Consider the following 21,141-nt stretch of genomic DNA (forward strand, 5'->3'; position numbering starts at 1 on the left):
CTATTAGTCGATCGTGCGCTGCATGCGCACAAAGCATTCGTCCTCGCCCATTTCGACGAAGCCGTGGCGTTGGTAGAGCACGCGCGCCGGGTTGCTGCGAAACACCATCAGCCGCAGCAGCGGCAGGTGCCGCTGGCGGGCCCACAGTGCCAACTGCTCCAGCACCCAGCTGCCCACCCCACGCCCACGGTGCTCGGGTAGCAGATGCAACTCGCGAATGAACAGCGCCTGGCGGTCCTGGCTGAGGCTGCAGAAGCCGAGCACGGCGTCGCCTTCGGTCACCAGCCATTGCTCGCGCCAGCCCCAGGCTTCGTCGAAGGCTTCCTCTAGCCACAGCAGGTCGTATTCGCGGTAGTACGGCAGCATGGCGCGGCGCGTGAGGTCGCGGGCGAAGGTGCGGTGGGTGTCGTTGGCGGGGGTCAGTTTCAGGGACATCACATTTCGGACTCTTCGGTTTGCCAGGCCCGGCCCTATCGCCGGCAAGCCAGCTCCCACAGTTACAACGATAGCCTTGAAGGCAGCGCCGTACCTGTGGGAGCTGGCTTGCCGGCGATAGGGCCAGCACAACGAATACCAATCATGGGGCGTAGCACACGGGCGAACTGCCGGGCCCACGGCGATCCAGTTCGTCCTCCAGCCATTCGGCCAGCACCCGGGCATTGTTGTGCTCAGTATCCTTGCCCGCATAAAGCAATGTCAGCGTGCCCTTTCCGGCCAGATCGAGCAGCGGGTACCAGTGCTCGGGGTGCGCCGCCAGCTCCTGCCGGTAACGCTGGGTGAAGCCGGCGAAATCCACTTCTCCCTGGTGAAATGCCTTGCGCAACTCATCAGAGGGTGCAACTTCGCGCAACCACTGCCCGTGCAGGTCGTCCTTGCGTTTGTTACGCGGCCACAGGCGATCAACCAGCACGCGCTGGCCGTCGTCTTGCTCAACCGCATCGTAGACACGCTTGCAGCGAATCATGGGCTTCTCCTGCCACTACCGTCCGTCTTGAGCCTAGATAAATCATTGATCGAGGTCACGGCCGGGTTACGAATTGTTTCTATGCTCAAGGCCTTCGGCACCCTTGCCCACTCCAACCGGAGCCACCATGGCAACCCCTTCACTGGCCAGCCTGCCGCAACTGGCTCAACGCGATGCCCGCCCGCAACTTGCCCACAAACCCGGGCGTGCCACCCTGGTGTTGTTCTTCGGCCTGCTGCTGGCCGGCATTGCCTATACCGCCTGGAGCCTGAAGCAGGACGTGGCGGCCAGCGGTACGGTAATCACCACGGTTACGCCATTCCTGCTGCTGGGCCTGGCGTTGCTGATTGCCCTGGGCTTCGAGTTCGTCAATGGCTTCCATGACACCGCCAACGCAGTGGCCACCGTCATCTACACCCACTCGTTGCCGGCACCGGTCGCAGTGGTCTGGTCCGGGCTGTGCAACTTCCTCGGGGTGCTGCTTTCCAGCGGCGCGGTGGCGTTCGGCATCATCGCCCTGCTGCCGGTGGAGCTGATTCTGCAGGTTGGTTCCTCGGCCGGCTTCGCCATGGTCTTCGCCCTGCTGCTGGCGGCGATCATCTGGAACCTTGGCACCTGGTGGCTGGGCCTGCCGGCCTCATCCTCGCACACCCTGATCGGTTCGATCATCGGCGTGGGCGTGGCCAATGCGCTGATGCACGGGCGCGACGGCACCAGTGGCGTGGACTGGGCCCAGGCCAGCAAGGTCGGTTATGCCCTGCTGTTCTCGCCACTGATCGGCTTTGCCTGTGCCGCGCTATTGCTGCTGGCCCTGCGCGCGCTGGTCAAGCGCAAGGCGCTGTACCAGGCGCCGGAAGGCCAGACACCTCCGCCATGGTGGATCCGTGGCGTGCTGATCCTGACCTGCACCGGGGTGTCCTTTGCCCACGGCTCCAATGACGGCCAGAAAGGCATGGGCCTTATCATGCTGATTCTGGTTGGTACCCTGCCGATGGCTTACGCACTGAACAAGACCATGCCCAATGAGCAAGCCTTGCAGTTTTCCGCGGTCGCCGAGGTAACCCGCCAGGCACTGGTGCGCAGCAACCCGCAAGCGGCACCGGCCGACCCGCGCCAGGTGCTGACCACGTTCATTGCCGAGCCACGGGCCAACCCGCAACTGATACCGGCGCTGGCAGCGCTTACCGGCATGATCGGCGAAGAGGTCAAAGGTTATGGCTCGCTCAAGCGGGTACCGGCCGAAGCCATGGCCAACGTGCGCAATGACATGTACCTGACCAGCGAAGCCATCCGCCTGATCGAGAAGAACCAGCTGGTAGGGTTCGATGCAGGCACACGCAGCCAGTTGCTGCTGTTCAAGACCCAGCTGGATGATGCCACCCGCTACATCCCACTATGGGTGAAAGTGGCCGTGGCCATCGCACTGGGGCTGGGCACCATGGTCGGTTGGCGGCGTATCGTGGTAACGGTAGGCGAGAAAATCGGCAAGACCCACCTCAGCTATGCCCAGGGGGCTTCGGCTGAAGTGGTGGCAATGTGCACCATCGGTGCGGCGGACATGTTCGGGTTGCCGGTGTCGACCACCCATGTGCTGAGTTCCGGGGTAGCCGGGACCATGGTGGCCAACGGGTCAGGGATTCAGAAGCGCACGCTGGTCAACCTGCTGATGGCCTGGGTGCTGACCTTGCCGGCAGCGATGCTTTTGGCCGGTAGCTTGTACTGGGTGCTGCACCAGATATTCTGAATCTGTACACCGTCCCCTGTGGGAGCGGGTTTACCCGCGAATGCGTCGGTAAACCCAACATCGCATTCGCGGGTAAACCCGCTCCCACAGGATCGGAGTCAACTACTCAACCTGGAATTTTCAGGCCGCGCTGCACGGCTGGCCGCTCGAGGAATGCCGCCAGCACCCGCTGCACTTCCTTGAACTGCTCGAAGCCGACCAGATCACGGGCGTTGTAACGCTCGACCAGGTTACGCACCCACGGGAAGATCGCGATATCGGCAATGCTGTACTCGTCGACCATCCATTCCCGGCCTTTCAGATGCCGGTCCAGGACCCCGAGCAGGCGCTTGGACTCGTTGACATAACGGTCGCGCGGGCGCTTGTCCTCGTATTCCTTGCCAGCAAAGAAATGGAAGAACCCCACCTGGCCGAACATTGGCCCGATGCCACCCATCTGGAACATCAGCCACTGCAAGGTCTGGTAACGCTGGGCCGGGTCCTGGCTGAGCAACTGGCCGCTCTTCTCCGCCAGGTACTGCAGGATCGCTCCCGACTCGAACAGCGGCAGTGGCTGGCCACCCGGGCCATTAGGGTCGAGGATGGCGGGGATCTTGTTGTTGACGCTGAGCGAAATGAACTCGGGGCTCAGCTGGTCATCATTGTCGAAGCTGACCTTGTGCGGCTCATAGGCCAGGCCGATCTCTTCGAGCATGATCGACACCTTGACGCCGTTGGGCGTAGGCAGCGAGTAAAGCTGCAGGCGTTCGGGGTGTTTTGCGGGCCACTTGCGGGTAATGGGGAAAGCACTGAGATCGGTCATGATCAACCTTGCCTGGGGGAATGAACCTCTCACTCTAGAGACATCCCCGACCGCTGACCATCACCGACCACTCCTCAGCACGGTCGGCTCATGCTTGGCCGTGGGCCTTGAGCTTGAGCTTTTCGGTATCGACGCGGACGAACACCGAGTCGGCGGTCACCGTCAGCACATCGCCGGCCCAGACTTCGCAGATCACCCGGGTCTTGCGCCCGACCTCACCTTCCACACGCGCCTTGAGCAACAGTTCCACGCCCATGGGTGTGGGCTTGAGGTAGTTCAGGCCAAGGCTGCCAGTGACACAGTCGATGCGCGGCAGGCTCCCCGCTTCGCGACCTTCGTTGCGGTAGTGGTAAGCCATCGCCGTCCAGTTGGAGTGGCAGTCGACCAGCATCGCCAGCAGCCCGCCGTAGACCAGGCCGGGCCAGCCGATGAAGGTGCTGTCGGGCGCGTGCCGGCACACCAGATGGATGCCATCGGCGTCCCAATGGCTTTGCAGGTGCAGGCCGCTGGGGTGGGAGCAACCGCAGCCGTAGCAAGTGCCGTCGGGTGCGGCGAGGGCCTGGAGGGAAAGGGAATGGTCGTTCATACGCTTCCTGTGCTTATTGATATGAAGGGCGCGCAACGCCCCCACATTAAAGCAGAAACATCAGGCCGTCTGGGTAGCCACACTGGCGCGCCGCTGGGTCAGCGAAACCAGCAGGATGAACGCAGTCACCCCGGCGGTCATCAGTGTCTCGTAGCGGTAGGCATCGCTGAACAGCATGTAGCCCAGCACCATGACGATGGTGCCGATCACCAGCCAGGTCAGCCACGGGAACAGCCACATCTTCAGCTCCAGCGGCCGCCCTTCACGCTCGGCACGGGCACGCATGCGCAGCTGCGACACGGCAATCACCAGGTACACCAGCAAGGCGATGGCGCCGGTGGTGGACAGCAGGAAGCCGAATACCTTGCCCGGGAACACATAGTTGACGAAGCACCCGGCAAAGCCGGCCAGGGTCGAGAAGATGACCGCCACGGTCGGTACGCCAGCGCCGGAAATACGCTTGGTAACGCTCAGCGCCTGGCCGCGGGCACCCAGCGAATAGAGCATGCGCGACGCGGTGTACAGGCCCGAGTTCATGCAGCTGGTCACGGCCACCAGCACCACGATATCCACCAGCAGCTTGGCGCCCGGCACGTTCAGCACCTCAAGCACACGCTGGAACGAACCCACCGCTTTCAGCCCGGGGTCGTTCCAGGCCACCAGCGACACCACCAGGAAGATCGACGCCAGGTAAAAGATGGCGATGCGGTACACCACCAGGTTGGTGGCGCGGCGGATCTTGTCTTTCGGGTTGGCGGTTTCGTCAGCGGCAATGGTGACGATCTCGGCACCGAAGAACGAGAAGATGGTGATCAGCACGCCACCGAGCACGGTGCCGAAACCGTTGGGCATGAAGCCGCCGTTGTCCCACAACCGGCTGACCCCGGACACCTCGGCCAGCGGCCAGACGCCGAACACTGCCAGGCTGCAGACCACGATGAAGGCGATGATCGCCACCACCTTGACCAGCGCGAACCAGTACTCGAAGGCACCGAAGTTCTTCACGCTGATCAGGTTGGTACCCGACAGCACCAGCATGATCAGGAAGGCGAACAGCCACGACGGCACGTCAGGGAAATAGGCATGCAGGATATCGGCGCCGGCGATGGCCTCGACCGGAATGATCAGTACCCAGAACCACCAGTACAGCCAGCCGATGGTAAAGCCTGCCCAGGGGCCGATGGCTTCGGAGGCATAGGTGGAGAACGAGCCGCTGTTTGGGTTGGCGATGGCCATTTCACCCAGCATGCGCATCACCAGCAAGACCAGCAGGCCGGTCATGGCGTAGGAGATGAGGATAGCCGGGCCGGCGGTGGCGATGGCGTTGGAGGACCCGATGAACAGGCCGGCGCCGATGATGCCGGCGATGGAGATCATGGATACCTGACGGGACGTCAGGCCGTGCTGCAGGGAGCGCTGTTTGTTGTTGTGTAGCGAAGCCATGAAGAACCCTCGAATGGGTCGGCCGCAGCGGAGCGGCTGAAGACTGGAGCAGAATTCTTATAAATTTCTGATGTTCGTTGTTGTTTTGCAGATGCCGGAAGCGGGTACTGACCTCCTCTTCGCACGACCGGTTGTAATCGTTGATCCAGGTCAGTATTAATCTATAGGGCGGGGTCAACAAACGACCTTTTCGAAACACATGATTCCATTACGGAATGAACTCCTTCCTTTTTTGCTCGGTATTTGCCCGTCATGTCCAAACGCCTGATGCCTTCGACCACCGCCCTTCAGTGCTTCGAAGCGGCCGCCCGCCACCTCAGCTTCACCCGCGCGGCCCAGGAACTGCACCTGACCCAGAGCGCCGTCAGCAAGCAGGTGGCACAGCTCGAAGACATGCTGTCGCACTCGCTGTTCCAGCGCATTCGCCGCCGCCTGCACCTGACCCCGGCCGGCGCGCTGTACCTCACCGAAGTGAACAAGATCCTCACCCAGATCGACATTTCCAGCCGTTACATCCTCAGCTACGGCGACGAGACCGAAGTGCTGCGCATTGCCACCCAGCCCACCTTCGGCGCGCGCTGGCTGGTGCCCCGGCTGAAGGGTTTTGGCGACCGCTACCCGCGTATTCACCTGGATATTCGCAATGAGCTGGAGCCGTTCGACCTGGTGCAGGCCAAGGCCGACATTGCGTTTTTCTTCGGCCAGGGCACCTGGCCCGGGGCAACCTGCATCGAGCTGTTCAGCGAAGAGGTGGTGCCGGTATGCAGCCCGCAGCTGCTGGCCAACCACCGTTTCGACAGTGCCCAGGCGCTGACCGAGCACCGCCTGTTGCAGTGCGTGTCACGCCCGGAGGCCTGGCACGAATGGTTCCTGGGGCTGGGGTTGCATAGCCAGAACAGCTACCACGGGCCGCGCTTCGACACGTTCTACCTGTGCATCCGCGCGGCCATTGCCGGCTGCGGGATCGCTCTGATTCCGCGCTACCTGGTGGCCGAAGAGCTGAGCGAGGGCAAGCTGGTGGTGGCCTGGGACCACCCGGTGGCGAGCAATGGCCGGCACTTCATCGCCCATGCCGAGCATGCGGCCGAAGTGCCCAAGGTGCGGGCCTTCGTGCAGTGGATTCGGGAGCGGGTGGCTGAGGGGGATTGATTCAGCCTGTAGCGGCCACTTCGCGGGCTTGCCCGCTCCCACAGGGATCGCACAGCTTTCAAGCGTGGCGCCGTACCTGTGGGAGCGGGTTCACCCGCGAAGAGGCCAGTGCTAGCAATACAAAATCAGCCAAGATCAAGAATCCAGGGAATGATCGCAATCGAATAATTCGTTTGCGGAATAACCCGCCAACACGCTTGGATAATAAGAAACTCGAACAAGGTCCGCGTGCCCCATGAACCAGGAAAGTATCAGCCAATCCATTGCCATCGTTCACCCGATCACACTTTCCCATGGCCGTAATGCCGAAGTATGGGACACCGACGGCAAACGCTACATCGACTTCGTCGGCGGTATCGGCGTACTCAACCTGGGCCACTGCAACCCGGCCGTGGTGGAGGCGATCCAGGCCCAGGCCGCTCGCCTGACCCACTACGCATTCAACGCAGCCCCGCACGGCCCATACCTGGCGCTGATGGAGCAACTGAGCCAATTCGTACCGGTCAGCTACCCCTTGGCCGGCATGCTCACCAACAGTGGCGCGGAGGCTGCGGAAAATGCCCTGAAAGTGGCCCGCGCTGCCACCGGCAAACGCGCCATCATCGCCTTCGACGGCGGCTTCCATGGTCGCACCCTGGCCACCCTGAACCTCAACGGCAAGGTCGCCCCTTACAAGCAGCGGGTCGGCGAACTGCCGGGGCCGGTGTACCACCTGCCCTACCCTAGCGCCGACACCGGGGTCACCTGCGAACAGGCCCTCAAGGCCATGGACCGCCTGTTCAGCGTCGAGCTGGCAGTGGAGGATGTGGCGGCGTTCATCTTCGAGCCGGTGCAGGGCGAAGGCGGGTTCCTTGCCCTTGACCCAACCTTCGCCCAGGCCCTGCGCCGCTTCTGCGACGAGCACGGCATCCTGATCATCATCGACGAGATCCAGTCGGGCTTCGGCCGCACCGGCCAGCGCTTCGCCTTCCCGCGCTTAGGGCTTGAACCCGACCTGCTGCTGTTGGCCAAGAGCATTGCCGGCGGCATGCCGCTGGGTGCGGTGGTCGGGCGCAAGGAGTTGATGGCAGCGCTGCCCAAGGGCGGCCTGGGTGGCACCTATTCAGGCAACCCGATTGCCTGCGCAGCGGCCCTGGCCAGCCTGGCGCAGATGACCGACGAGAACGTCGCTACCTGGGGTGAACGCCAGGAGCAGGCAATCGTGCGCCGCTTCGAGCGCTGGAAGGCCTCGGGCCTGAGCCCGTTCATCGGCCGCCTGACCGGCGTCGGCGCCATGCGCGGAATCGAGTTCGTCAATGCCGACGGCAGCCCGGCACCGGCGCAACTGGCCAAGGTGATGGAAGCGGCACGCGCCAAGGGCCTGCTGCTGATGCCCAGCGGCAAGGCGCGGCACATCATCCGCCTGCTGGCACCGCTGACCATCGAGGCCGAAGTGCTCGAGGAAGGCCTGGATATCCTCGAGCAGTGCCTGGTGGAGCTGGGCTCCTGAGGACAACCGGGGCTTAAAGACCCAGTTCCTGCGGGGTGAGCATGTCGGACTCGAAGGCAATCCAGCCGCCTTCGAGTTCGGCTTGGCCGTTGACGATCGGGCCGTAGTAGGTCAGGCCGTTTTCCAGGGTCACGCAGATGTGCGTGGCGTTCTTTTCGGGGGCTGCGAGCGTACCGACGAAATGCACCTTCTTCAGCGTTTCGGTCACCGCTTCCAGGCCAACGCGCATGTTGGGGTTTTCCGAGGCTTCGGTGTCGCCGCCACGGTCTTCGGCGCTGATGGTGATGGTGGCGATGTACGGGTACTTGGTGCTCAAGCGGGGTTACCTCTGTGGGTGTGTAGGCGTATGGGCGCGTAGAGTACGGCAGGTGATCTCTATTGTCTCTACCGGCCTCTTCGCGGGCACGCCCGCTCCCACAGGGACTACACATTATTCAAAGGCTGTGTTGTACCTGTGGGAGCGGGTTTACCCGCGAAGAGGCCAGGCCTGCAAAAGGTGATCTGAAGGGCCCGATCTGTTAGGGTGCCCGGCGATGCAAGCCACACCACACGAGGATCCAGAGTGAGCGCCGAAGAACCCCTTATCGCCGACCTGTTCGAGGTCGACAAACGCCTGTCCCTCAAGCCCGTGGTGGACTTCAACAGCTACCTGCGCAACGCCTTCGGCGAAGGCCCGTGCCGTTGCCACCGCTGCACCGAAGGTGGCGACCAAAGCATCTACAGCCACGCCCACACCTTCACCTTCGACGGCCGCCAGTGGCACCGCCGCTTCGCCAGCACCTCCGGTAGCGACGTCGCCCAAGCCCTGAAAAAGGCCTGGCTGTCGTACACCAAGGCCGACCTCAACCTGGTCGGCAACCTGGACCTGACCACCCTCAAGACCTTCACCGAAGCCGCTCTGCACGCACGCCTGCTGGCGCTGTTGCCTGCCAGCGGCCTGGCCCGCGAAGTGGATGGCCAGTGGCTGCTGCAGGCCCAGGCCGACTGACGGCCCGGCGGTAAAGCAGGATTCTCCCGTTCTGCTACCGTGGGAGAATCCGCTCACCCGCAGGTAGTCCGCCATGGCCCGTACAACGCCCATCGAGCTGTACCGCAATATCGGCATCGTCGCCCACGTGGACGCCGGCAAGACCACGACCACCGAGCGGATCCTGTTCTACACCGGGGTCAACCACAAGATGGGCGAGGTGCACGATGGTGCCGCGACCATGGACTGGATGGCCCAGGAGCAGGAGCGCGGCATCACTATCACCTCGGCAGCGACCACTGCCTTCTGGCAAGGCTCGACCAAGCAGTTCGCCCACAAGTACCGCTTCAATATCATCGACACCCCCGGCCACGTCGACTTCACCATCGAGGTGGAACGCTCGCTGCGCGTGCTCGATGGCGCGGTGGTGGTGTTCAGCGGCGCGGACGGGGTCGAACCGCAGTCCGAGACCGTATGGCGCCAGGCCAACAAGTACCACGTGCCGCGCCTGGCCTACATCAACAAGATGGACCGCCAGGGCGCCGATTTCCTGCGCGTGGTCAAGCAGATCGACCAGCGCCTGGGCCACCACCCGGTGCCGATCCAGCTGGCCATCGGCAGCGAAGAAAATTTCCAGGGCCAGATCGACCTGGTGAAGATGAAGGCCATCTACTGGAACGATGCCGACAACGGCACCAGTTACCGCGAAGAAGCCATCCCTGCCGAGCTGCAGGCGCTGGCTGACGAATGGCGTGCGCATATGGTCGAAGCAGCGGCCGAGGCCGATGACGAACTGACCTTGAAGTTTCTTGATGGCGAAGAGCTGAGCATCGAAGAAATCAAGGCCGGCCTGCGCAAACGCACCCTGAACAACGAGATCGTGCCGACCATCCTCGGCTCGTCATTCAAGAACAAAGGCGTGCCGCTGATGCTCGACGCGGTCATCGACTACCTGCCCGCCCCGTCGGAGATCCCGGCCATCAAGGGCACCGACCCGGATGACGAAGAAAAGCACCTCGAGCGCCACGCCGACGACAGCGAACCGTTCTCGGCGCTGGCCTTCAAGATCGCCACCGACCCGTTCGTCGGCACTCTGACCTTCGCCCGGGTCTATTCCGGCGTGCTCAGCTCTGGCAATGCGGTGCTCAACTCGGTCAAGGGCAAGAAGGAACGCATCGGCCGCATGGTGCAGATGCATGCCAACCAGCGCGCCGAAATCAAGGATGTGTGCGCTGGCGACATCGCCGCGCTGATCGGCATGAAGGATGTGACCACCGGCGACACCCTGTGCGACATGGACAAGCCGATCATCCTCGAACGCATGGACTTCCCCGACCCGGTGATTTCCGTGGCGGTGGAGCCGAAGACCAAGGCCGACCAGGAAAAGATGGGCATCGCCCTGGGCAAGCTGGCCCAGGAAGACCCGTCATTCCGCGTGCGCACCGACGAAGAGACCGGACAGACCATCATTTCGGGCATGGGCGAGCTGCACCTGGACATCATCGTCGACCGCATGCGCCGCGAGTTCAACGTCGAGGCCAACATCGGCAAGCCGCAGGTGGCCTACCGCGAGAAAATCCGCAACACGTGCGAGATCGAGGGCCGCTTCGTCCGCCAGTCCGGCGGCCGGGGCCAGTATGGCCACTGCTGGATCCGCTTCGCCCCCGGCGACGAGGGCAAGGAAGGTCTGGAGTTCATCAACGAGATCGTTGGCGGCGTGGTACCGCGCGAGTACATCCCGGCGATCCAGAAGGGTATCGAAGAGCAGATGAAGAACGGCGTGCTGGCCGGCTACCCGCTGATCAACCTCAAGGCGGCGGTGTACGACGGCTCGTACCACGACGTCGACTCCAACGAAATGGCCTACAAGATTGCCGCCTCGATGGCCACCAAGCAGTTGTCGCAGAAAGGCGGCGCGGTGTTGCTGGAGCCGGTGATGAAGGTGGAGGTGGTGACGCCGGAGGAGTACCAGGGTGACATCCTTGGCGACCTGAGCCGGCGCCGCGGGATGATCCAGGATGGTGACGAAACGCCGGCCGGCAAGGTGATCCGTGCCGAGGTGCCGCTGGGCGAGATGTTCGGCTACGCCACCTCGATGCGTTCCATGACCCAGGGTCGGGCCAGCTTCTCGATGGAGTTCACCCGTTATGCAGAGGCGCCTGCGAGCATTGCCGATGCCATCGTCAAGAAGAACCGCGGGGAGTAATTCGCTCTCCTGTGCTGGCCTCTTCGCGGCTAAAGCCGCTCTCACAGGGAATGCACAGTAGTCACTGGCTGTGTTGTCCCTGTGGGAGCGGCTTTAGCCGCGAAGAGGCCGGCACAGATAACAACATTCTCAGTGCTGCTCCCCAGCCCGCTTCAGCAGCTTCTTGCAACGCTCGGACAGATGCACCACCCGCAATTGCTTACCAGCCCTGGCATACCGCTCGCGCAAGGTCTTCAACGCAGCAACCGCCGAATAATCGACAAAGCTCAAATGCTGGCAATCCAGGGTCACCTTGGCCGGGTCGTTAGCCGGGTCGAACTGGTTCAGGAACACCGTTGTCGAGGCAAAGAACAGCGTGCCGTGCACCTGGTAATGCTTGCCCTCCTCTCCATCCTCATGGCTGTCGGCATAGAGCTCCCGCGCATGCTGCCAGGCGAAGTTCACCGCCGCGATGACAATGCCGAACAGCACCGCCACCGCCAGGTCGGTGAGCACCGTTACCACGGTCACGGCAATGATCGCCAGCACATCGCTCAGCGGCACCTTGTGCAGCACCCGCAACGACGCCCAGGCAAAAGTCTGCTGCGCCACCACGAACATCACCCCGACCAGCGCCGCCAGCGGAATACGCTCGATCAGCGGCGACAGGAACAACACGAACAGCAGGACCATCACCCCGGCCACCACACCCGACAGCCGACCACGGCCATTTGAGCTGAGGTTGATCACCGTCTGGCCGATCATCGCGCAACCACCCATGCCGCCGCACAGGCCGGAAACCATGTTGGCCGCACCCAGCGCAACGCACTCGCGGTCCGGGTAGCCACGGCTCTCGGTGATTTCATCGGTCAGGTTGAGGGTGAGCAAGGTTTCCAGCAGGCCGACCATGGCCATCAGCACCGCATACGGCGCTACGATTTTCAGGGTTTCGAGGTTCCACGGCACATCCGGCAGGGCCAGGTGTGGCAGGCCGCCGGCGATACTCGCCATGTCGCCGAGGGTGCGCGTGGGCAGGTGGAGCACGTACACCAGTAGACCGACACCGAGGATCGCCACCAGCGCCGGCGGCACCGCGCGGGTCAGCTTCGGCAGTACGTAGACCACCAGCATGGTCAGCGCCACCAGGCCGATCATCAGGTACAACGGCATTCCAGTGAGCCAGTGTTCACCTTGCTTGAAATGCTCGAGCTGGGCCAGTGCGATCACGATTGCCAGGCCATTGACGAAACCGAGCATGACCGGGTAAGGCACCAACCGCACCAGCTTGCCCAGACGCAGCAGGCCGAACAGCATCATCACCACGCCGCCCAGCAGCACGGTGGCCAGCAGGTACTGGGCGCCGTGCTGCACCACCAGCGCGACGATCACCACCGCCATCGAACCGGCAGCGCCGGAAATCATCCCCGGCCGGCCGCCGAACAGCGCCGTCAGGGTGCAGATGATGAAGGCGCCATACAGGCCCATCAGCGGGTTCAGGTGGGCCACCAGGGCGAAAGCGATACACTCGGGCACCAGTGCGAACGAGGTGGTCAGGCCGGCGAGCAGGTCGGCGCGGAGTCGGGCGGGTTTCATGAGCATCCTGGGGTCGGTCCGGGCGGACGGGACAAAAACAAGGGTCGCGATGTTACGGAATTTGCCCGTCAACAGCCACCGTTCAACGCACCCGGTCGCGACTCTGCACGGCCAGGTCCAGCGCCCGCTGCATATCCAGCCGCGCAGAGCGGCCAAGGTCGGGGTGATGCAATTGCCCGTTGCGCTCCGATGGCAGAATCGGCGCGGTCAGGTCCTCGGCATCCATGGCTTCGAAATCCTGCTCGGGGCCCAGGGTCAAGGCGCTGCGCCGCAACAGCATGCGCACCTGCTGCGGGGTCAGGGCCGGGTTGATCGCCAGCATGGTCGCCACGGTGGCGGTCACCAGCGGGGTCGCATACGACGTGCCGCAATGCGGCTCGGCGGCTGGCGACGGGCGGATGCAGGCAGCCGCACTGATGTCCACACGCATGTCGATGTTGGAACTGTGGCGTTTGCGCACATGGCGCGGGTCTGCGACTGGCACCGGCCTGTCACTGCGCTGGTGGCCGCCCACCACCAGCAGTTGTTCGGTGATGAACGACGATGGCAGGCGATATTCATCGGTCCCCGACCAGGACGCACCGTTGCCGGCCGAGTTCACCACTACCACGTCAGGATGCTTGGCCCGCAACCAGAGGAAGAACTCTTCGAGCAGCTCTTCATAGCCGCTCATCGCCAGCCCGGAACGTACCAGCGAATCGACCTCATCGCCCTTTACGTTCTTCGCCCCGACCCGGTGAATCCCCCAGCTCCAGTTCAAAACCCGCGCGCCGTCTTCGACCAGGTTCACCGAGGCAGCGATGTTCGCCGTGATGCCGGCATCGGAGTTGCGCTCGACGATGACATCAAAGCCAGGGTTCTGCTTGCCCAGCCCCGGCAGAAAGCCGTCGCCCTGCGCTGCCAGGATGCCGGCCACATGGCTGCCGTGGCTGGTCGGGCGTCCGCCGTCGCGGCCGTACAGGCAGGTCCGGCCCGTGTCGCAGCGGCCGCGGTAGCTTTCGAACGCCGGCGCGTCGAAGTCGAGATCGCGCTCGATCACACCCACCCGCACCGGCTGTACCGGCACAGCGGAGGCAGCGATACGCCGCTGGTAGAAGTACAGGGCGTCCATGAAGCGGTTGGCGGCCCATTCATCCGCCTGGACGATGGCCGCCTGCTCGCGCCCGCCACCTTCCTCGCCGCGCTCCGGGGCAGACTCCTCGACAATCACTGCATCGACGCTAACTTCACTCCCCATGCGCAGGATCATCGCGTCGCGCTGCACCAGGTCGCCCACCGGCAAGCGCAACTGGTAGACATTCAGCGGCGGTATGGCACCCACGACCTGGGCGCCGTACTTCCCGGCGATCCGTCGGGCTTCGCCGAGGCCATCATGTTTTTCCTCGATCAAAAGGCTTACCAAGTCCACATAGGTGGTGAGGCCATCCATGTTCTTCGCCACTTCATCAGGCCCGGCGGCCACAACATGGCTGCGCTGGCGTGTCAGCCAAACCGGGTTGCTGGTGCGCTCGCCGTCCTCCAGCCACAGCGGAGCACTGCGCAGGGCTTGTTTGGCCAACTTCAGCGTAAGCCGGTCACCTTGCCGCTCGAAATCGGCTGTCGGCAGCCGCGCACCACCGAGCCAGACCGTCGGCAACTGCGCCCCGAGCCCCTCGGCGCGCAGGCACCATTGCTGCTGGCCATCGCCAACCAGGTCGCCGCAACGCTGCAGCTGCTTGATGCGCAACGAATCAGCTGCAGCCTCGGCACAAACGCTGCACAGGCACAACAACAAGATCAGAACACGCTTCATGCACTCAGCCCCACTCAATCCCTGTGCGTGCGACTGGTGGGGTAGATCAAAGGTTCAGCTGCGGCCCGCCGCCTTGTCCCGTGCAAGCCATTCAGCCATGGAAGCATCCTCAAGCGCGTACTCTCCGCGATTGGCCTTCCATACCAGCTCCTTGTCACGCAGGGCATCGAGGGCCTTCTGGACGCTGGTCGTGCTGGCGTTGATTTCCGCCCGGGCCTGCTCCAGCTTACGGTTCACATCCCTCAAGGTTTGCTCGGTAAATGGCGAAAACGGCTGCCGGCCCAACGTCCGCTCGGCCATTACCTCAAGCACTGCCTGCTGCAAGGCCGACAGGTCGTTCCAGGCGCTTTCGTAGTCACTCCACACGCCCGCCTGATGATTGAGCGCCCCTGTGCGCAGCAATTCACCCAGGTTGCCCGCCTCACCCAGGCCCACGCTCACTTCGGCCAACAGCTTGTTGAGCATTTCAGGGCGGCGCCCGACCAACTCGAACGCATACGCAAGGTCCTCGACCTTGAACTGGTTGCTGGCGGCCAGACGCCGGTTCCACAAATCAGTGATGAACTCGACATACTCACGCCCCAGCAAGGGGAATGGCGTAATGCTGGCCCCAAAGAAGGGTTGCTTGCTCTTGAGCACCAGGTTGGCCAGCTTGTCGCGGCTGGAGCCAGTGAACACCAGACGCAAGCCGTCCGGGCGGTCACCACGGTTGAGATGGTCACGCGCGGCTTTCAGCGCGAACATCGCATTCAGGCCATCTTCGCTGTTGAGGGCATGCTGGGCCTCATCGATGATCAGTACCACCATCTGCCCCGACACTTGATGCAACACGGCAAGTGCGTGAGCCAAGGTAGTCCCCTCAGGCAGTTGCGGGCGAGTAAAATCCCAGCTGAGGGTACGCAGCAGGTTTATCTTGTCGATACCGGCCTTTTTCGCAGCCTTGGCCAGCGCACCTTCGAAGCTGCCCAGCGCAGCACCGATGGCGCCACTGATGAGTTCTGCCGGCGCGGCGTCGCGGTCCGACCACAGGTCGACATAAACCGGTAGCCAGCCGCGCTGTACGCATTCCGGAATGAAGTCGTTGTTGAGGAAGGTGCTCTTGCCCGTACGTCGGGGCGCGGCGAGGAACATGCCCGAGCTGTAATCGACCAGCGACTCGCCGGCCAGGTCTCGGCCCAGAGCCTTGGCCAACTGATCACGACGTAGAAGCGGGCGGATGGGTGACATGCAATTACCCTCAATTATCTTGATGACTATAATTTATAGCCTACAAGATAGAACCCGATAAATCACCCACTCGGCCACAGCACCAACGTGATCCAGATCCGGCAGCCAGCCGCTAAATTTGCCATCATGTTGATTCCACCTGCGGAGATCATGGACATGCCGCTACGCCCCCTTTTCGCTTCCCTGCTGCTGGTCGCCAGCCTCAGCGCCCAGGCCGCCACCGAAGTCGTACCCCTACAACACCGCAGCAGCGCCGAACTGCTGCCCGCCGCCCAGGCGTTCATCGGCAAGGACGGCAGCGTCACGGCGTTCGAGAACAAGCTGATCGTCAACGCCAGCCCCGAGCGCATCGACGACCTGCGCACCCTGCTACAACAGCTGGACACCGCACCCAAGCGCCTGCTGATCAGCTTCGACAACAACGACAGCAACTTTCAGGACAACCGTGGCAACGCACGTGTCATCCACTACGGCACCAGCAACCGTGACGGCGGCATGCAGCAGATTCAGGCCAGCGAAGGCCAACCGGCGCTGATCCAGGTAGGCCAGAGCATCCCGATCACCAGCACCAGCACTGACGGCTACGGGCGCATTCAGAGCAACACCGAATACCGCAACGTGACCCAGGGTTTCTATGTCACCCCCAGCTTGAGTGGCGACACGGTTCGTCTGCAAATAAGCACCAATAATGACCGCATCAGCCATGAACGTGCAGATGTAGTGAAAGTGCAAAGCACCGACACGACAATCACCGGCAAGCTCGGCGAGTGGATCACCCTGGCGGGTTACAACCAGCAGAGCCAAGCCGACCGTAGCGCGTCAAGCCACAGTTACAGTACCCAACGGGGTGAAAACATGACTTTGCGTGTCAAAGTCGACCTTCTTGACTGATCCCAGGCAATTCAAGGCTTCGACCAAAGGCCTTGAAACTGACTGCCAAGTCGCATTAGACCAAAGATGTAGTAAGTGAAAAAAACCACTACAAAACATTTGACAGGGTCTTTTTCCCAAGGGCATGATGGCCTCGCTCCCGCTAATCAGGGGCCCTGGCAAGGGCCTTCGAGGCGCACTCCTCCCACCCTTGGAGGCGTCTCGTGTCTATACGGCCCACAAGGCGGTTCGACGGGATTGCGACTGCAACGAAGAAGTTGTCCCGAGGGACGGAAGCGCATCACCGCAGTACTGGCAATCGCGTAGCACCGCAGCAAGGCAACCACGAGCCGACCTGCCGGAGCACCCTTTCGCCTGGCCTGCACACCCTTCCCCTTCGAGCCTTCGCGTTCGCCGTCGCACTCCTGCGAACAGGACAGCCGCCAGCTCCTGATCTGCTCCGAGCATCAGCACAATTACCCCAAGATCGATGCGACGAGGTTTATTTCCATGGCACTGACACGCGAACAGCAAATTGCAGCCCTCGAGAAAGACTGGGCCGAGAACCCGCGCTGGAAAGGCGTGACCCGTACCTACACCGCCGCTGATGTCGTTCGCCTGCGTGGCTCCCTGCAGCCGGAGCACACCCTGGCCCGCCTGGGTGCAGAAAAACTGTGGAAGCTGGTCACCGAAGGTGCCCACCCGTCCTTCCGCCCAGAAAAAGATTTCGTCAACTGCATGGGCGCCCTGACCGGCGGCCAGGCAGTGCAGCAGGTCAAGGCCGGTATCCAGGCCATCTACCTGTCCGGCTGGCAGGTTGCCGCCGACAACAACTCGGCCGAGTCCATGTACCCTGACCAGTCGCTGTACCCGGTCGACTCGGTACCGACCGTGGTCAAGCGCATCAACAACTCGTTCCGCCGCGCCGACCAGATCCAGTGGAAAGCCGGCAAGAACCCGGGCGACGAAGGCTACATCGACTACTTCGCGCCGATCGTGGCTGACGCCGAAGCTGGTTTCGGCGGCGTACTGAACGCCTACGAGCTGATGAAGAACATGATCGAAGCAGGCGCCGCCGGCGTGCACTTCGAAGACCAGCTGGCCTCGGTGAAAAAATGCGGCCACATGGGTGGCAAGGTACTGGTACCAACCCAGGAAGCCGTGCAGAAGCTGGTGGCCGCGCGCCTGGCAGCTGACGTATCGGGCGTGCCGACCATCATCCTGGCCCGTACCGACGCCAACGCCGCCGACCTGCTGACCAGCGACTGCGACCCGTACGACCAGCCGTTCGTGATTGGCGAGCGCACCCGTGAAGGCTTCTACAAGGTACGCGCCGGCCTCGACCAGGCCATCGCCCGCGGCCTGGCCTACGCACCGTACGCCGACCTGATCTGGTGCGAAACTGCCAAGCCGGACCTGGACGAAGCCCGTCGCTTCGCCGAAGCGATCAAGAAGGAATACCCGGACCAGATCCTGTCGTACAACTGCTCGCCTTCCTTCAACTGGAAGAAGAACCTGGACGACGCGACCATCGCCAAGTTCCAGCGCGAGCTGTCGGCGATGGGCTACAAGCACCAGTTCATCACCTTGGCCGGCATCCACAACATGTGGCACGGCATGTTCAACCTGGCGCACGACTACGCCCGCAACGACATGACCGCCTACGTGAAGCTGCAGGAACAGGAATTCGCCGACGCCAGCAAAGGCTACACCTTCGTCGCGCACCAGCAGGAAGTGGGTACTGGCTACTTCGACGACATGACCACCGTGATCCAGGGTGGCGCTTCGTCGGTGACTGCACTGACCGGTTCGACCGAGGAAGAGCAGTTCCACTGATAGTGGGTTGCTGTTGAAAGAAGGCCCGGGGCTTGTGAAAGCCCCGGGCCTTTCTTTTTGCGTGTACTGACGGGCAACAGGCTAGCGCCAAACATGTGGGAGCGGCCTTGTGTCGCGAATGGGCCGCAGAGCGGCCCCGGCAATCTTGCGACGATGCACCGATCCCGGGGTCGCTTCGCACCCCAATCGCGACGCAAGGCCGCTCCCACAGGAGAAATCGCGCCTGTCGGCACCTCAGTGCTTCATGCCCAGCTCTGCATCATCCATCAGCGCCTTGGCCATCGCACTCAGGTAATGGGCGGCCCATATCATCAATGGCTTCTCATCCATCAGGCCGGTGATGGTCAGTTCGCGTACATAGCCCATCAATTCCGAGGACTGCTCGCGGGCGTCCTTGCACGGAATACCGGGCTCGATGCGGAACAGTGGGTGGGTGCCGTTTTCGCCTTGGTAGAAGGTGGTTTTGCCGACGGTGAATTGGGTGTCTTCTGTTGTCATTGTTCAATTCCCTGAGAATTCTCTACTGCCTGGGCCGGCCCTTTCGCGGGCAAACCCGCTCCCACAGGTGCTGTGCAAGTCTTGGCGCTTGTGATGAACCTGTGGGAGCGGGTTCACCCGCGAAGAGGCCCGCCCAGACAACACATCAATCAAGCCTTAGTGCAAAGTCCGAGGCTCTGTGTGCATCTGCGCCTGAACCAATGCCGACTCCAGCAAAGCCCGCAACGTCTCCAGTTCATGCATCGACGTCATCATCAAAACCGACGCCGGCGACTTGGGCTGCAGCAGCATGGCCTGATGCACAACGGTCGCAGCGCACAGCGCATAATCCGTGGCCTGGATCAGGGTGTCTTCGAGGGAATGGGGGTTATGGGGTGGATCGGGAACGATTTTCAACATATCGACTTCCGTTGGCAGTGCCGCTACCCGTCTGCTGTCAAACAGAAGGGTGGCAGCTGTACGTGGGTTGACAGACCGGCGGAAATCGCAAAGTTCCGGCGCACGCAAGCGTGCCCGCACGTACAGCCACCATAACAGCGAGCCGCACACGATTTACCGTCACAGCCTGTCAAAGCTGTATCGTTGATGAGCAACGACAGGCCGAGACTAGAGCGCTGCCAGAGCAGCGGCAACGGAAAATGCGCGGCAGGAGTATGTTTGGGAAATGGCCTACAGGGAAGGGGCTAAATCCGACATGTCAGGTGTTCTGCGCCCGATTGCGCCAGGGCGGCGAGGTGCCTGCCTTGGTTTTTGCGGTGTTGCGTAGATCGAGCGCCGCCCGCGCGGCGCTTCGCGGGACAAGCCCGCTCCCACATTTGTTGCAACGTGGCCATGTCAGTTAGGCCATGGTTGTGAGCCTTGTTGGTCTGACTCAATTTCTCGACTGGCGCTGCCGCCGCCTCAACAGTCTCAAGACATGCACCAAGACAGGCAACCATGGCCTGACAGGTTCGGCACGTTGCAACAAATGTGGGAGCGGGCTTGTCCCGCGAAGCGCCGCGCGGGCGGCGCTCGATCTCACAGACACTGCATTCATTTCGCCATACCCATGGCAACCACCGCCCCTCAAAGACATCCCCCTCCCCACAATCATGTCTATGCTTGAGGCAACACAACCACCCACCGCTTCATCAGCCAGCCATCGCTCGATCGATAAAATATTGACCCAGAGCGGGGCGAACGGTGTCGGAAGCTGCTAGAACAGGCGTTTTTCGCATTTGCAAGTAGGGGGAATCGCCAGATGAACTTTACAAGACGCAGAACAGGGGAAATATCAGGCATCAGGTTAAATGATATTAATTATCATTACGAAACTTGCAATTCGTTACCCCCTGCAAGAAACATAATTAACAAAACCGCACGCAATGCCCGAATCTCAAGGCTTTCAGCCAGTTACGAGCAGGTTTTGTACTTAATCCTACGAATAAATTTGCGACAGAAATTTTACTTGCACCGGGTTTACCCATAAAATCAGCGCGATTGATTCAGCTGCGACATTTGGTCACTGCATGTGCGACACCAGGTCGCCGCTCTACACTTATTTCAGACTGCAGAGCTGGGTCTCTGTATAAGGATCTCTAGCATGTCCGATTCGGCAGGACTCATCGCCCACAACTGGGGCTTTGCCATCTTCCTCCTGGGTGTCGTCGGCCTGTGCGCCTTCATGCTCGGCCTGTCCAGCCTGCTCGGTAGCAAGGCCTGGGGCCGCGCCAAGAACGAACCCTTCGAATCCGGCATGCTGCCCGTCGGCAGCGCCCGCCTGCGCCTGTCCGCCAAATTCTATCTGGTCGCGATGCTGTTCGTGATCTTCGATATCGAAGCCCTCTTTCTCTTTGCATGGTCTGTGTCCGTCCGCGAAAGCGGCTGGACCGGATTCGTCGAAGCACTCGTTTTCATAGCAATTCTGTTGGCTGGTCTTGTCTACCTATGGCGCGTCGGGGCACTTGATTGGGCTCCCGAAGGTCGCCGCAAGCGGCAAGCGAAGCTGAAACAATGA

At 62.1% G+C, this 21,141-nt stretch carries 19 protein-coding genes; 8 read left to right on the forward strand and 11 right to left on the reverse strand.

The genetic code is table 11. From position 1 onward, the window contains the following. Nucleotides 1–3: 3 nt before the first annotated feature. Together RIN61_RS02610 and RIN61_RS02615 are read right to left on the reverse strand one after the other, a co-directional pair. Nucleotides 4–435, reverse strand: coding sequence for a GNAT family N-acetyltransferase (locus RIN61_RS02610; RefSeq protein ID WP_075045798.1), 432 nt, complete (start codon nucleotides 433–435; stop codon nucleotides 4–6). A gap of 142 nt (nucleotides 436–577) precedes the next feature. Then, complete coding sequence (locus tag RIN61_RS02615) at nucleotides 578–964, reverse strand: DUF488 domain-containing protein (RefSeq protein WP_112252914.1); 387 nt, start codon at nucleotides 962–964, stop codon at nucleotides 578–580. A 127-nt stretch (nucleotides 965–1,091) separates the two neighbouring features. Between RIN61_RS02615 and RIN61_RS02620 the strand changes: the two genes are divergently transcribed. Continuing rightward, complete coding sequence (locus RIN61_RS02620) at nucleotides 1,092–2,708, forward strand: inorganic phosphate transporter (protein WP_313855630.1); 1,617 nt, start codon at nucleotides 1,092–1,094, stop codon at nucleotides 2,706–2,708. Nucleotides 2,709–2,814: 106 nt separating this feature from the next. Here RIN61_RS02620 and RIN61_RS02625 read toward each other — a convergent pair whose 3' ends face one another. The 3 genes from RIN61_RS02625 to RIN61_RS02635 all read right to left on the reverse strand — a co-directional run bounded on the left by RIN61_RS02625 (nucleotide 2,815) and on the right by RIN61_RS02635 (nucleotide 5,539). Further along, nucleotides 2,815–3,510, reverse strand: coding sequence for a glutathione S-transferase N-terminal domain-containing protein (locus tag RIN61_RS02625; RefSeq protein WP_112252917.1), 696 nt, complete (start codon nucleotides 3,508–3,510; stop codon nucleotides 2,815–2,817). A gap of 88 nt (nucleotides 3,511–3,598) precedes the next feature. Further along, complete coding sequence (locus RIN61_RS02630) at nucleotides 3,599–4,096, reverse strand: PaaI family thioesterase (RefSeq protein ID WP_112252918.1); 498 nt, start codon at nucleotides 4,094–4,096, stop codon at nucleotides 3,599–3,601. A gap of 60 nt (nucleotides 4,097–4,156) precedes the next feature. Continuing rightward, a complete protein-coding gene (locus RIN61_RS02635) occupies nucleotides 4,157–5,539 on the reverse strand; it encodes an amino acid permease (protein WP_112252919.1) in 1,383 nt (460 codons plus the stop codon). Between the two features lie 252 nt (nucleotides 5,540–5,791). On the opposite strand from RIN61_RS02635, the gene gcvA reads away from it, so the two are divergent. Then, on the forward strand, nucleotides 5,792–6,688 hold the full coding sequence (gene gcvA, locus RIN61_RS02640) for a transcriptional regulator GcvA (protein ID WP_015271044.1): 897 nt from the start codon (nucleotides 5,792–5,794) through the stop codon (nucleotides 6,686–6,688). Nucleotides 6,689–6,923: 235 nt separating this feature from the next. Beyond that, entirely contained in the window at nucleotides 6,924–8,177 is a 1,254-nt protein-coding gene (locus RIN61_RS02645; RefSeq protein WP_112252920.1) for a 2-aminoadipate transaminase, read from the forward strand. Between the two features lie 13 nt (nucleotides 8,178–8,190). Here RIN61_RS02645 and RIN61_RS02650 read toward each other — a convergent pair whose 3' ends face one another. Continuing rightward, nucleotides 8,191–8,493 (reverse strand): hypothetical protein, encoded by a 303-nt coding sequence (locus RIN61_RS02650; RefSeq protein WP_112252921.1) that lies wholly within the window; start codon nucleotides 8,491–8,493, stop codon nucleotides 8,191–8,193. A gap of 246 nt (nucleotides 8,494–8,739) precedes the next feature. Between RIN61_RS02650 and RIN61_RS02655 the strand changes: the two genes are divergently transcribed. Together RIN61_RS02655 and fusA are read left to right on the forward strand one after the other, a co-directional pair. Beyond that, nucleotides 8,740–9,165 carry a hypothetical protein gene (locus RIN61_RS02655; RefSeq protein WP_112252922.1) on the forward strand — a complete coding sequence of 142 codons (426 nt, stop codon included), beginning with the start codon at nucleotides 8,740–8,742 and terminating at the stop codon, nucleotides 9,163–9,165. 73 nt (nucleotides 9,166–9,238) lie between these two features. Then, nucleotides 9,239–11,350 carry an elongation factor G gene (gene fusA / locus RIN61_RS02660; RefSeq protein WP_215520576.1) on the forward strand — a complete coding sequence of 704 codons (2,112 nt, stop codon included), beginning with the start codon at nucleotides 9,239–9,241 and terminating at the stop codon, nucleotides 11,348–11,350. Between the two features lie 129 nt (nucleotides 11,351–11,479). On the opposite strand, the gene RIN61_RS02665 is transcribed toward fusA, so the two are convergent. The 3 genes from RIN61_RS02665 to RIN61_RS02675 form a co-directional block, all read right to left on the reverse strand. Next, on the reverse strand, nucleotides 11,480–12,922 hold the full coding sequence (locus tag RIN61_RS02665; RefSeq protein ID WP_112252924.1) for a SulP family inorganic anion transporter: 1,443 nt from the start codon (nucleotides 12,920–12,922) through the stop codon (nucleotides 11,480–11,482). An 82-nt stretch (nucleotides 12,923–13,004) separates the two neighbouring features. After that, on the reverse strand, nucleotides 13,005–14,714 hold the full coding sequence (locus RIN61_RS02670) for a S8/S53 family peptidase (RefSeq protein WP_252378239.1): 1,710 nt from the start codon (nucleotides 14,712–14,714) through the stop codon (nucleotides 13,005–13,007). Nucleotides 14,715–14,768: 54 nt separating this feature from the next. Then, a complete protein-coding gene (locus tag RIN61_RS02675; RefSeq protein ID WP_112252926.1) occupies nucleotides 14,769–15,941 on the reverse strand; it encodes an ATP-binding protein in 1,173 nt (390 codons plus the stop codon). 126 nt (nucleotides 15,942–16,067) lie between these two features. Between RIN61_RS02675 and RIN61_RS02680 the strand changes: the two genes are divergently transcribed. Beyond that, complete coding sequence (locus tag RIN61_RS02680) at nucleotides 16,068–16,832, forward strand: secretin N-terminal domain-containing protein (RefSeq protein ID WP_313855640.1); 765 nt, start codon at nucleotides 16,068–16,070, stop codon at nucleotides 16,830–16,832. Nucleotides 16,833–17,321: 489 nt separating this feature from the next. Continuing rightward, entirely contained in the window at nucleotides 17,322–18,647 is a 1,326-nt protein-coding gene (gene aceA / locus RIN61_RS02685) for an isocitrate lyase (protein ID WP_112252927.1), read from the forward strand. Nucleotides 18,648–18,881: 234 nt separating this feature from the next. Here the strand turns inward: aceA and RIN61_RS02690 are convergent, their stop codons facing one another. Both RIN61_RS02690 and RIN61_RS02695 read right to left on the reverse strand, forming a co-directional pair. Next, complete coding sequence (locus RIN61_RS02690) at nucleotides 18,882–19,145, reverse strand: DUF3077 domain-containing protein (protein WP_112252928.1); 264 nt, start codon at nucleotides 19,143–19,145, stop codon at nucleotides 18,882–18,884. A gap of 156 nt (nucleotides 19,146–19,301) precedes the next feature. Next, on the reverse strand, nucleotides 19,302–19,544 hold the full coding sequence (locus RIN61_RS02695) for a hypothetical protein (protein WP_112252929.1): 243 nt from the start codon (nucleotides 19,542–19,544) through the stop codon (nucleotides 19,302–19,304). A 1,183-nt stretch (nucleotides 19,545–20,727) separates the two neighbouring features. Between RIN61_RS02695 and RIN61_RS02700 the strand changes: the two genes are divergently transcribed. Further along, complete coding sequence (locus tag RIN61_RS02700) at nucleotides 20,728–21,141, forward strand: NADH-quinone oxidoreductase subunit A (protein WP_003251427.1); 414 nt, start codon at nucleotides 20,728–20,730, stop codon at nucleotides 21,139–21,141.

This window comes from Pseudomonas inefficax (genome assembly GCF_032164165.1).
GTDB classification, from domain to species: Bacteria; Pseudomonadota; Gammaproteobacteria; order Pseudomonadales; family Pseudomonadaceae; genus Aquipseudomonas; species Aquipseudomonas inefficax.

Coding starts and splice junctions, on each gene's coding strand:
- RIN61_RS02690 (WP_112252928.1), bottom strand. CDS start 19,145: ATGACAACAGAAGACACCCAATTCACCGTCGGCAAAACCACCTTCTAC.
- RIN61_RS02625 (WP_112252917.1), bottom strand. CDS start 3,510: ATGACCGATCTCAGTGCTTTCCCCATTACCCGCAAGTGGCCCGCAAAA.
- RIN61_RS02670 (WP_252378239.1), bottom strand. CDS start 14,714: ATGAAGCGTGTTCTGATCTTGTTGTTGTGCCTGTGCAGCGTTTGTGCC.
- RIN61_RS02645 (WP_112252920.1), top strand. CDS start 6,924: ATGAACCAGGAAAGTATCAGCCAATCCATTGCCATCGTTCACCCGATC.
- RIN61_RS02675 (WP_112252926.1), bottom strand. CDS start 15,941: ATGTCACCCATCCGCCCGCTTCTACGTCGTGATCAGTTGGCCAAGGCT.
- RIN61_RS02635 (WP_112252919.1), bottom strand. CDS start 5,539: ATGGCTTCGCTACACAACAACAAACAGCGCTCCCTGCAGCACGGCCTG.
- RIN61_RS02700 (WP_003251427.1), top strand. CDS start 20,728: ATGTCCGATTCGGCAGGACTCATCGCCCACAACTGGGGCTTTGCCATC.
- gcvA (WP_015271044.1), top strand. CDS start 5,792: ATGTCCAAACGCCTGATGCCTTCGACCACCGCCCTTCAGTGCTTCGAA.
- RIN61_RS02695 (WP_112252929.1), bottom strand. CDS start 19,544: ATGTTGAAAATCGTTCCCGATCCACCCCATAACCCCCATTCCCTCGAA.
- RIN61_RS02665 (WP_112252924.1), bottom strand. CDS start 12,922: ATGAAACCCGCCCGACTCCGCGCCGACCTGCTCGCCGGCCTGACCACC.
- RIN61_RS02680 (WP_313855640.1), top strand. CDS start 16,068: ATGTTGATTCCACCTGCGGAGATCATGGACATGCCGCTACGCCCCCTT.
- RIN61_RS02620 (WP_313855630.1), top strand. CDS start 1,092: ATGGCAACCCCTTCACTGGCCAGCCTGCCGCAACTGGCTCAACGCGAT.
- RIN61_RS02610 (WP_075045798.1), bottom strand. CDS start 435: ATGTCCCTGAAACTGACCCCCGCCAACGACACCCACCGCACCTTCGCC.
- RIN61_RS02615 (WP_112252914.1), bottom strand. CDS start 964: ATGATTCGCTGCAAGCGTGTCTACGATGCGGTTGAGCAAGACGACGGC.
- aceA (WP_112252927.1), top strand. CDS start 17,322: ATGGCACTGACACGCGAACAGCAAATTGCAGCCCTCGAGAAAGACTGG.
- RIN61_RS02630 (WP_112252918.1), bottom strand. CDS start 4,096: ATGAACGACCATTCCCTTTCCCTCCAGGCCCTCGCCGCACCCGACGGC.
- fusA (WP_215520576.1), top strand. CDS start 9,239: ATGGCCCGTACAACGCCCATCGAGCTGTACCGCAATATCGGCATCGTC.